We start from the raw sequence: 10,035 nt of genomic DNA, 5'->3' as shown, positions 1-10,035 counted from the left end.
GGCTAAGCTCCTTGAAGAACTAGGCATGTCAGAAGAAGACGCCACAGACCTCTACAACATGAATATGCTCGACTACAGCGACCAATGCCGTATCGAGAGAGTTTGGCAGCTTAATTTCCTTATTAAGCATGGACGCTAAAACATTTGAAGAGAAAACGAAAGAGTTCTCTTCACACATCTCATCCACTTTAAACGACACCCTAAGTGGGCCCGTTGCCAAAGTTCATTCTGACGTTACAGGGCCGCAGGCTTCAATTATCCGTACAACCAAAAAACTCATTTCCGACAATTGTCCAGGGAAACAGTTCGGTGTGCTCGCAAGTGATTTTTCATGCTGCGCGTCAAGCTCTGGCCGATACTTTGCAGTAGAGGAATCACATATCCGCATCAAGATAGGCTACGGAGAAAAAACACGCCCTGTCATCCGAATAGATTTCAATCGCGACGATAATTCGTACATTAGCTGCCATGCTCATGTGGTGGGCGCAAACAGTCTCTTCGACTATCTCACTCCCAGAATTGGAAAGAATAGGTCGAGTAATCGACAATACTTACCGCAGACAACAGACGTCCTGCATATCCCAGTGGGCGGTAAACGATTCCGCCCTACAATTGAAGATGTCATTGAGCTTCTCATCCGGCAGTGCGGCGTTTCTCACCCAGACAATGCTCTCGAAATCATCCAAAAATCACGAGACGAATGGATAAGAACACAGACACGCGCTGCTGTCACAGACAACCCAGAGGCCGCAATCGAGGCACTCAAGGCAATAGGTTACTCCGTTACTAAAGATGAGCGTCCATAAATACACCACGGCTAAAGGCCCCCGCTGGTCAGTAGCCTACAGTCGCCCAGACGGCACCCGTACACAGAAGCGCGGATTCCTTACCAAAACAGCCGCCAAAGCGTGGGAAACAAAACTCGTCTCAGATATCCTCACCGGCCAGTGGGTAGACGAAAAAGGCGGGAAACAAACTATCGGAGAGTTGGGGGACGCGTGGCTTAACCGACAGACTCACCTTAAGCCGTCTAGTCTCCGCTCTCTCAGGAACGTGTGGGAAGCAAAGGTTAAGCCTCAATGGGGCTCCCGGACGCTGGATAGTGTGAAGCACACTGAGGTTGCGGACTGGCTCGCAAACATGACCACCAGGGAGGGAAAACCCTTAGCGGCCACCACGAAACGCTACGCGCACCAGATATTGAACAATATCTACAAGGACGCGGTACGCGACCGTGCCATCCTTACTAACCCGGTTGAGGGAATACCGCTTCCGAAAAAGACGAGAGCCAGGAAAACCTACCTCACTCACGAGCAGCTACAAGCGTTCGCGGCGGCCTGCGGAGAGTACGAAACACTGGTCCTCGTTATCGGCTACTGTGGCCTGCGCTGGGGTGAAGCTATCGCGTTAACCACTAACGATATTGATCTGCTCCGCCATAGAATTACTATCAACAAGAACGCCGTCTGGCTGGATAAGAAAGTCCATTTAGGCACCCCTAAAAGCAACGAGGAGCGCACAGTTCCCATCATTGGTCTAGTGGCCGACAAGCTAGAAAAGCATATGCGTACGGTGCCTACAGGTGGCCTAGTGTGGGAAGCCCCTAGAGGAGGCTATGTGCCCCGCCCCAACGCCCGTGAGGGCTACTGGGCCCGCGCAATCAAGACGTCAGGCATACCCCGCATCACACCGCACGAACTTAGGCACACGGCAGCTAGTCTCGCCGTACAATCCGGCGCGAACATAAAAGCCGTCCAGCGGATGCTCGGCCACTCCTCGGCAGCAATGACACTCGACGTGTACGCAGATTTATTTGATGATGATCTTGATCAGCTCGCCGACCGTCTTAACGCTTCGAATCCTTCTGGGGGCGCTTATATAGCACTTCGTGCAATGCTTTACGCGAAAGCTTTGTAAACCCTAAAACCCTACATAAATTTATGTCCTCAGCCTTAAGAAAAGGTTGAGGACATAAATTTACGGGTCTACTGACCGTTAATGAGCTATGAAAGGAGCGCCTCTTCAAGGCTCAGAATACGGTAGACACCAGGACGAGAAAGTCCGGTTGCTTCACAGATCTCAGAAATTCGAACACCTTTACCGTGTGCAGACTGCACCAGTTGGTAGCGCTCGCTCTGTAGCTTGTCTAATTGTTTCTCTACTTTACGCAGCCGAGTTGACTGTTCTTGTAGCTGACCAAGCATTTCCCACTTATTAGACATATAACTCCTTTTATCGATCAAGATGTAGACCTGCGGAGCGCGCTCTCATTCGTAGAAGGTAAACCCTCCCCTGATTATGCAGATGACAGCGTTATGTAGCTATTTATTCAACGACATACGCTGATCTGCAAACATCAATACTGTAGTCACCGCAATTGTCTTCTACAGAAGATATCTTGTTACAAGAACGATTTAGTTATTCCTACAATTTCTTAAGAAAAGAGAACCTTATTGCCACTTCCCCGAAATCATTTCGCTATCTAGGCGAACTACGGGTGTACACAACACCATGCCTTCGAAGAAGTATTCACAATGTCACCAAACTTAGCATTTGTAGAGAATAAAAATAGTTTTTGCACAAATGAGCAGGCTTTATTATTTATAACTCAGAAAGGACATTTAAACCTAAGAGACATTGCATCTGTTGCAATCATTAATTTTGTATAACGGCGAGATATTCTATGAACACTTTTGCAACACAGTGATCATTGCAGCTTGTTCAGCCTTGGTAACCCACAAACCGTAAAGCCTCTTTACCTCAACCTGTCTCGCAACATACTCACAGCGATAAATCTTATTGGGTGGTAACCAGGTGGCCGTATCCCCCGATCCCTTTTGTGCATTGACCCATCCTGACACAGCTAAAAGATTACGGGGATCATTAGCGAACGCGCGACGCACATCCGCACTCCACGACTGCGCACCTTTAACCCATGAGTCAGCAAGTGCAACCACATGATCTATCTGCACTAGGGCACTTGTCTTTTGACCATGCTGGAAGTAGACAACATCACCTGTATATGGATCATGCAGTACACCTGTTTCCACCACACAACCGTGCGTACGCGGACGGAATGTCACATTCACTAGATCTCGTTGCAGAATGTCCTCACGAGTTCGACATCCGTTGTGTCCTAACGGAGCGTCGTTATTGTCATCCCAACTTCGCCCATACTGAGCGCGTTTATAACCAGTTTTAGGTGCGCGTCCCTTTACCGTCAGAAAACGAGCGTGCGTAAGCGCATCGTGGTAACTATGCAGCCCAAAATCGCGCAGCACAGTAAACCTAATTCCTGCTGCCTTATTCTTATTCCTCCGTGATACTCGCGGCGAAACAGGCGTACGTGGTTTACCCGAGTGATGCGTTTGTAAGCTACTACTGGGCGAACTACTAGTACTCTCCCCAGAAGAATCCCCTGTTTGCGTACCGTCTACATCTATGGCGCATCCTGCTGTTGCCACCGTAACGACAGCAGCACTTACTAACCCTATGAACCGTAGAGATACAGACCTGCTACAACGGGAATCGCCTCGGGGAATGGCATGCAGAAACGTACTGTGCATGGTTATAGCCTAGACTTAGGCACATGGCATTTCCGCAACCTACCACACAGACTTACTCCGTCGTTACTGGTGCTTCACAAGGCATTGGCCGATCTCTCGCACTACATCTGGCGCAACGTGGCTACAACGTTATTCTTGTAGCACGCCGCGCAGACGTCCTTAAAGAATTAGCCACCGAGATCACTACCACCTACGGGGTGGAGGCACTGTGCCGTCCCTGCGATCTTTCCGATCCCGCGTCTCGTAAAGAACTTACCGATGAGCTCCGCACGCTCGACGTCACTATCCTTTGCAATGATGCAGGAACCGCTACATTCGGCAGTGTCGCTAAACTGCCAGAGGAGAAAGAACACTTGCAGTTCCAGCTCAATGCCAGTACTGTTCATGAACTTGTCCTCGCGGTACTCCCACGCATGATTGAGCGCGGAGAAGGAGCCATTCTGAATGTCGGTTCCGCCGCAGGCAATATGCCTATTGCCTATAACGCTACTTATGCCGGCACTAAGGCATTCGTCAATATCTTCTCTGAGTCACTTCATGATGAGCTCAAAGGCTACGGTATTAATGTCACTTTGTTGGCTCCTGGCCCAGTTCGTCCTTCTGATAAACCGAAGAGTGAAGAAACCTTCCTCGACCGCATGATCCCCGCTTTCATGTGGGCAAACTCCGATCAAGTTGCAGAACAGTCTCTTGCTGCGTTAGCACGTAACAAACGGCGTATTGTTCCTGGTGCTATTGGCAAAATGCTGAATGCCGTGGGATACCTTCCACATATGATTACAAGCCCCATCAATAAACTCAGTTATGGGGCACTAGCAGGTGATAACAAATGACCATGATTTCCCCCACGCACCTTCCCGAAAAACTCGACCGTATTGTCTGGATAGACTGCGAGATGACCGGCCTTGACCGTGCCAAGGACGCACTTGTAGAAATCTCCGTCCTTGTCACCGACAGCAACCTCAACATCCTCGGTGACGAAGACGGCCAGACTCCCGGACTCGATATAGTCATACACACCTCTGACGAACTACTGAATAGCATGGATGATGTTGTTACAGAGATGCATGCACGCTCGGGACTTACCGAGGAGATTCGCCGCAGTACCGTCACAGTTGCGGAAGCAGAAAAACAGGTACTGGACTACATTAAGCGCTTCGTGAAAGAACCGCGTACCGCACCACTAGCTGGCAACAGTATTGCCACGGATCGCGCTTTCATCGCCCGCGATATGCCGGAGCTCGATAACTTCCTGCACTACCGCATGATTGACGTTTCCACCATTAAGGAACTATGCCACCGCTGGTTCCCCTATATCTATGTCAACCAGCCTCCTAAAGGTATGAACCACCGCGCCATGGCAGACATTAAAGAATCTATTCGCGAACTGGCCTATTACCGCGCTGTAGCCTTTGTTCCGGAGCCTGGTCCCAGCGAAGATGATATTAAAGAAAAACTTGCCGATTTTTCCTAAACCACAATCTTCGCTAGTATTAGCTTGCTGCCTGAAGCAGCACTCATAATGAGTTGATGGTGAGTGTAGTTCAGTTGGTAGAGCACCAGGTTGTGATCCTGGCTGTCGCGAGTTCGAGTCTCGTCACTCACCCATAGAAGGATCCCCGTACACGACGTATGGGGATCCTTTTCATTTCTCTCAATCGACGCATCGTTCACACAGCTCATACCCCTGTACTCTTCATCACTAAAAATCATTGACCTTTCCTCTTGTCGTATGAGGAAACTTTGTTAGCGTGAAAATGTAGCCGCTATAGCCACACGAACAGGATCGTATGCATGAATACGTAGCTCTGTTCGCATCGCGAAAGACTGCACACTATTGCGAAAGAATGTGAAAGGGCTTTATATGTCTCTCGATGACAAAATCAAAAACTCCACTAAAGATATCGCTGGTAAAGCCAAGGAAGGCCTTGGAGACGTCACTGGCGACGAGCAGTTAAAGACAGAAGGAAAGGTTAATCAGGCCGCTGCATCTGCACAGGACGCCCTATCCGACGCAAAAGATGCTGCTGCTGAAAAAGCCGGGAAAGTTGCCGATAAAGCCAAGGGCTTCATTAACGGTCTGAAAAAGTAATAATCCTCACTTATATGAGGACATAATATCCAACGAGGGGAGGCATGCGGGATATCAACCGCCTGCCGCCCCTCTCGTTTACCTGCCCTTACCAGTCAATTTGTTTCTAGGAAAAGAACGTTATAAAGTTTTCTCTGTTGCACACAGCAAGAGTGAAAAGCAACAAGTTATGCACTACTAGCTCAATTGGCAGAGCAACTGACTCTTAATCAGTGGGTTCAGGGTTCGAGTCCCTGGTGGTGCACGAGAAAGAAACTCCCGGCTAAAAAGTATTAGCTGGGAGTTTTTCTGTTGTTACACGGCACAGCTAAACTTGCAAACGATACATCCTTTATCAGGGAATAAATTGATACCGCGATTAATACCGTGATTGCTACCGTACAGGTTGAACGCAGCTTGGACACAGCTTAGGTGCAGATTGGGCGCACGTTAAGTACTACGGATTAGGTGCCGTGTACTCCACACATTCTGTACATTCCGTGTATTTCGCGCACATTATTTTTGCTTTTCGGAGGTTCCTCTATGCGTCGTGCTGTTCGACGTCATCCCGCTCTCGCAGCTATTGCTGCGACTGTTGCTTTAACAGTTGGCTTAACTGGCTGCCACGCAACAGAAGATTCTGGGAAACCACCATCAATACAGGCATCTGTGGGGGAAGCCGCAACTAACGTTAACGTTGTTTCCCCCATCCTGGTCCAAGCCACCAGCGGTACTCTCGGCTCTGTACGGCTTACCAATGATGAAACAGGCAAAGAAGTAAAGGGTACGCAGGAGGGGAATCATTGGTCTAGCACAGAGCCTCTAGGTTATGACCAGAGCTACACCATTAAGTCTTTCGCTACAAAAGGCGATAAGCGTTTTAACTTCCAGCGAAACTTCCACACTGTTAAGCCAGACAATTTCACAATGCCCTGGATCTATCCCCTCGATGGAACAGTTGCCGGTGTAGCACAACCCGTTGCAGTGAAATTTGATGAGCCCATTGGTAACCGCCAGGCTGCACAAGACTGCATCCACATTAAGACCTCTCCGAAAGTAGACGGAGCTTTCTACTGGATGAGCGATACTGAAGTACGCTGGCGCGGCGAACACTTCTGGAAGCCTGGAACCAAGATCAACATTGACGTCAAGTGCTATGGTCATGACCTCGGCGATAGTCTCTACGGGCAGAAAGATCTCCACTCCGCCTACACCATTGGGGATCGAGTTGAAGGCTTTGCCGACGATAACACGCACCAACTCACTATTAAGAAGAACGGCCAAGTCATTAAGACTATCCCCATTTCTATGGGATCGGATGCTCATCCAACCCCTAATGGCATCTACTACATTGGCGACAAGCACGAATCCATGATTATGGACTCCTCCACGTTCGGAGTTCCCACAAACTCGCCAGAAGGCTACAAAACCACTGTTTACTGGGCCACCCGCATGTCATACAGCGGTATCTTCATTCACGCTGCACCATGGTCCCTTTGGGCACAAGGATCCAGTAATACTAGCCACGGGTGCCTTAACGTGTCCCCCGAAAACGGTGAATGGGTCTATCACACGATGAAAGCTGGAGACCCCGTATTCGTAAAGAATACTAAGGGTGGAACTTTGGAAGGTATTGAAGGCCTAGGAGATTGGAACATTCCGTGGTCTCAATGGAAAGCCGGAAATGCTAACCAGAACACCAACTAGCTAGCAGGCAACAGACAGCTAGCAAGCATTAAGGGGTGGGGCTCACATAGGTGTGAGCCCCACCCCTTATTTTTCACGCTAACAAGTAAAACTACCGACAATGCGTAGTTTCACAAGCACTACATGCAATCGCTACTTCTTGTGATGGCGAACAATAGAAATAACGATAGACCCCAAAGCGACAGCAGCAGCGACACCTAATGCGATCTGCACCTCAACCTTCTGCAATGCATCCTTCGCAGCAGCTTTACCCTTCTCCATAACGTTAGAGGGATCTACGCGATCGGCAATCTCATCAAGAGTTGCCGCAAGGTTATCGCGAGCAGCAGCAATGTTCAGCTCAATATCGTCGAAGTCCTGAGCCATAATGTCCTCCAGCTATATTTTCCAGCTATATTTTCACGTACACACTTTAGATAGTGTTCCCCCTTTAGCGTACTGCACTATGGCCTAATAGCCGACGAATCAACGGAAAGTCGCTACGCTGTGACTATGAGCACTTCTACAACACCGAATAAGGTAACTCTCTCAGCAGGCGAACAAGCTCCCCGCTTCACGCTTACCGACGACCACAACAACACCGTCAGCCTTGACGATTACGCAGGTAAACGAGTTATCGTCTACTTTTATCCACGCGCCAACACTCCCGGCTGTACAAAAGAAGCCTGCGACTTCCGCGACAATCTTGCCCAACTCAACACTGCCGGAATTGACGTTATTGCCATTTCTCCCGACAAACCAGAAAAACTTGCCGCCTTCCGCGACAAATATGACCTCACTTTTCCCCTCCTCTCAGACCCCGATAAGACTGTCATGCAAGAATGGGGAGCCTTCGGAGAGAAGAAAAACTACGGGAAAGTAGTACAGGGAGTTATTCGCTCCACCTTCCTTGTTGATCCTATCGCTTTGGCGAAGTATAACGTCAAAGCAACCGGCCACGTTGCGCGCATCATTAAAGAACTCAATCTGTAAAACAGCATCTCAAAGCGCGTAAACACACTAAAGCCCTCCGGAAACACCACGTTCCGAAGGGCTTTTCTGTGCGCGAGGCGGGACTTGAACCCGCACGTCCTTAGACACTAGAACCTAAATCTAGCGCGTCTGCCAATTCCGCCACTCGCGCATGTCCTGTACAAGAAATTCTCATAAGGGACTCTCATACTGTACAGGTCACAGTATCCTTAATACCAAATCGTTAAGCTAACCTAGCCGCATATTTATGCTTCCAGCTGTGCTAAAGCCGTAAAAAGAGGAAGCGCAGCACGTAAAGCTTGGCCACGATGCGAACGCTCATCTTTCTCCGCAGGTGCTAATTCTGCCGATGTGCGCCCATCAGCATCACACGGCCGAAAAATGGGATCATACCCAAAACCATTGTCACCACGTGGCTGGCGTGTAATACTGCCACGCCATTCCCGCTCAACAACCATCTCCGGTTGAAGGTCATACTCAGCAAGTTTTGCCGCGCTAGCCACTGACTCCGGTACCACAATAGCTACTGCAGAAACGAAACCTGCCCCCCGACGCTCATCGGGAACATCACGCAATTGACCCAACACCAGGTGCAGATTGTCCTCATCGCGGCCGTGTTCCCCGCACCAGCGAGCTGACAAGACACCCGGCATTCCGTTCAAGGCATCAACTTGTAGACCAGAATCATCAGCAACTGTCACCCAACCGGAATGAGCGGCACCGTCACGGGCTTTAATAAGAGAATTCTCGGCAAACGTAGCACCAGTTTCTGGCGTTTCTGGATATTCTTTCACCTCGTCTAAACCGACGACTTCAATACTGGTGAGATGCGCAGCAGCTAATACCCGTTCCAGTTCAGACAATTTCTTCTTATTGCGGGAAGCAACAAGTAATTTCACGGTTTCTCCTTATAACGCTAGGGAGCAGTGATTAAACGCAGTTGCCAGTACCGAGCTTAGCGGGGAAGGGATACGGGGCAGCGAGAACATCATTTTGTGTCTTACTTAACGCGGCACACCCCATTTGCCCCATATCGAGCAGACTATTCATAACAGCCCGGTCAAAAGGCTCACCCTCCGCAGTACCCTGTACTTCCACCAGACGACCATCACCAGTGCAGATGATGTTCATATCAACTTCCGCACGACAGTCCTCCTCATAGGGAAGATCAAGACGTACTTCGCCGTCAATAACGCCCACAGAGATTGCCGCAATACTGTTTTTCAGCGGATTACCACCGGTAATAAGCCCCTGCGACAGTAGATAGGTAACAGCATCAGCAAGTGCAACATAGGCGCCGGTGATGGATGCAGTCCGCGTACCACCATCTGCCTGCAGTACATCACAGTCAAGGGCAATAGTGTTTTCTCCCAGTGCCGATAGATCAATAGCTGCCCGCAGAGAACGGCCAATAAGGCGAGAAATCTCGTGCGTACGACCCCCCACCTTGCCGCGTGTGGATTCACGCTGAGAGCGTTCATTCGTGGCAGCCGGAAGCATAGAGTATTCAGCTGTTAGCCACCCTAGACCGGATCCTTTACGCCAACGGGGTACTCCCTGCGTCACAGACGCAGTGCACATAACGCGGGTATTCCCCATAGAAATCAGCACAGAGCCTGCCGGATTCTCGGTAAAACCACGAGTGATAGTAACGGGACGAAGTTCATCAACAGCACGCCCATCGGCGCGAGAATTTACAGTAGTAGACACACCTAGAGC

General features: G+C 49.6%; 12 protein-coding genes and 3 tRNA genes. 9 read left to right on the top strand and 6 right to left on the bottom strand.

Annotated elements, in window-relative coordinates:
• Window positions 1-479 precede the first annotated feature (479 nt).
• Both DI579_RS06080 and DI579_RS06075 read left to right on the top strand, forming a co-directional pair.
• Window positions 480-806 (top strand): hypothetical protein, encoded by a 327-nt coding sequence (locus tag DI579_RS06080; RefSeq protein ID WP_303678927.1) that lies wholly within the window; start codon window positions 480-482, stop codon window positions 804-806.
• Window positions 793-1,917: a site-specific integrase gene (locus DI579_RS06075; RefSeq protein WP_303678926.1), complete on the top strand. Its 1,125-nt coding sequence runs from the start codon at window positions 793-795 to the stop codon at window positions 1,915-1,917. The genes DI579_RS06080 and DI579_RS06075 overlap by 14 nt, the downstream gene beginning before the upstream one ends.
• An 86-nt stretch (window positions 1,918-2,003) precedes the next feature.
• Here DI579_RS06075 and DI579_RS06070 read toward each other — a convergent pair whose 3' ends face one another.
• Together DI579_RS06070 and DI579_RS06065 are read right to left on the bottom strand one after the other, a co-directional pair.
• Complete coding sequence (locus tag DI579_RS06070) at window positions 2,004-2,222, bottom strand: helix-turn-helix domain-containing protein (protein WP_290599372.1); 219 nt, start codon at window positions 2,220-2,222, stop codon at window positions 2,004-2,006.
• 459 nt (window positions 2,223-2,681) lie between these two features.
• Window positions 2,682-3,281, bottom strand: a complete 600-nt coding sequence (locus tag DI579_RS06065; RefSeq protein WP_290598752.1) for an HNH endonuclease family protein — start codon at window positions 3,279-3,281, stop codon at window positions 2,682-2,684.
• A gap of 308 nt (window positions 3,282-3,589) precedes the next feature.
• On the opposite strand from DI579_RS06065, the gene DI579_RS06060 reads away from it, so the two are divergent.
• The 6 genes from DI579_RS06060 to DI579_RS06035 all read left to right on the top strand — a co-directional run bounded on the left by DI579_RS06060 (window position 3,590) and on the right by DI579_RS06035 (window position 7,344).
• The gene (locus DI579_RS06060) at window positions 3,590-4,399 is read left to right on the top strand and encodes an SDR family oxidoreductase (RefSeq protein WP_290598754.1); all 810 of its coding nucleotides are present in this window, start codon (window positions 3,590-3,592) and stop codon (window positions 4,397-4,399) included.
• 2 nt (window positions 4,400-4,401) lie between these two features.
• On the top strand, window positions 4,402-5,040 hold the full coding sequence (gene orn / locus DI579_RS06055; protein ID WP_290598799.1) for an oligoribonuclease: 639 nt from the start codon (window positions 4,402-4,404) through the stop codon (window positions 5,038-5,040).
• Between the two features lie 59 nt (window positions 5,041-5,099).
• Window positions 5,100-5,172 (top strand) — tRNA-His (locus DI579_RS06050).
• A 258-nt stretch (window positions 5,173-5,430) separates the two neighbouring features.
• Complete coding sequence (locus DI579_RS06045; RefSeq protein ID WP_296237819.1) at window positions 5,431-5,658, top strand: CsbD family protein; 228 nt, start codon at window positions 5,431-5,433, stop codon at window positions 5,656-5,658.
• A 171-nt stretch (window positions 5,659-5,829) separates the two neighbouring features.
• Window positions 5,830-5,902: transfer RNA gene (locus DI579_RS06040), tRNA-Lys, on the top strand.
• A gap of 278 nt (window positions 5,903-6,180) precedes the next feature.
• Window positions 6,181-7,344 (top strand): Ig-like domain-containing protein, encoded by a 1,164-nt coding sequence (locus DI579_RS06035; protein ID WP_290598757.1) that lies wholly within the window; start codon window positions 6,181-6,183, stop codon window positions 7,342-7,344.
• Window positions 7,345-7,476: 132 nt separating this feature from the next.
• Here the strand turns inward: DI579_RS06035 and DI579_RS06030 are convergent, their stop codons facing one another.
• Window positions 7,477-7,710: a DUF3618 domain-containing protein gene (locus DI579_RS06030; RefSeq protein WP_290598758.1), complete on the bottom strand. Its 234-nt coding sequence runs from the start codon at window positions 7,708-7,710 to the stop codon at window positions 7,477-7,479.
• 126 nt (window positions 7,711-7,836) lie between these two features.
• Between DI579_RS06030 and bcp the strand changes: the two genes are divergently transcribed.
• Window positions 7,837-8,316: a thioredoxin-dependent thiol peroxidase gene (gene bcp / locus DI579_RS06025; protein WP_303678925.1), complete on the top strand. Its 480-nt coding sequence runs from the start codon at window positions 7,837-7,839 to the stop codon at window positions 8,314-8,316.
• A gap of 69 nt (window positions 8,317-8,385) precedes the next feature.
• On the opposite strand, the gene DI579_RS06020 is transcribed toward bcp, so the two are convergent.
• The 3 genes from DI579_RS06020 to rph form a co-directional block, all read right to left on the bottom strand.
• Window positions 8,386-8,467, bottom strand: a tRNA-Leu gene (locus DI579_RS06020).
• Window positions 8,468-8,561: 94 nt separating this feature from the next.
• Window positions 8,562-9,215, bottom strand: coding sequence for a non-canonical purine NTP pyrophosphatase (locus tag DI579_RS06015; RefSeq protein WP_290598759.1), 654 nt, complete (start codon window positions 9,213-9,215; stop codon window positions 8,562-8,564).
• 31 nt (window positions 9,216-9,246) lie between these two features.
• Entirely contained in the window at window positions 9,247-10,026 is a 780-nt protein-coding gene (rph, locus tag DI579_RS06010; RefSeq protein WP_290598760.1) for a ribonuclease PH, read from the bottom strand.
• Between the last annotated feature and the right edge of the window lie 9 nt (window positions 10,027-10,035).

The organism is Lawsonella clevelandensis (assembly GCF_003241315.1).
Lineage (GTDB): Bacteria > Actinomycetota > Actinomycetes > Mycobacteriales > Mycobacteriaceae > Lawsonella > Lawsonella clevelandensis_A.
The sequence above is the reverse complement of the archived record's forward strand: the minus strand, read 5'-3'. Positions and strand labels throughout refer to the sequence as shown.

What these genes read in the sequence shown, in the direction of transcription:
- DI579_RS06075 (WP_303678926.1), top strand. Translation starts at nt 793, where the DNA reads ATGAGCGTCCATAAATACACCACGGCTAAAGGCCCCCGCTGGTCAGTA.
- DI579_RS06070 (WP_290599372.1), bottom strand. Translation starts at nt 2,222, where the DNA reads ATGTCTAATAAGTGGGAAATGCTTGGTCAGCTACAAGAACAGTCAACT.
- DI579_RS06060 (WP_290598754.1), top strand. Translation starts at nt 3,590, where the DNA reads ATGGCATTTCCGCAACCTACCACACAGACTTACTCCGTCGTTACTGGT.
- orn (WP_290598799.1), top strand. Translation starts at nt 4,402, where the DNA reads ATGATTTCCCCCACGCACCTTCCCGAAAAACTCGACCGTATTGTCTGG.
- DI579_RS06045 (WP_296237819.1), top strand. Translation starts at nt 5,431, where the DNA reads ATGTCTCTCGATGACAAAATCAAAAACTCCACTAAAGATATCGCTGGT.
- DI579_RS06035 (WP_290598757.1), top strand. Translation starts at nt 6,181, where the DNA reads ATGCGTCGTGCTGTTCGACGTCATCCCGCTCTCGCAGCTATTGCTGCG.
- DI579_RS06030 (WP_290598758.1), bottom strand. Translation starts at nt 7,710, where the DNA reads ATGGCTCAGGACTTCGACGATATTGAGCTGAACATTGCTGCTGCTCGC.
- bcp (WP_303678925.1), top strand. Translation starts at nt 7,837, where the DNA reads ATGAGCACTTCTACAACACCGAATAAGGTAACTCTCTCAGCAGGCGAA.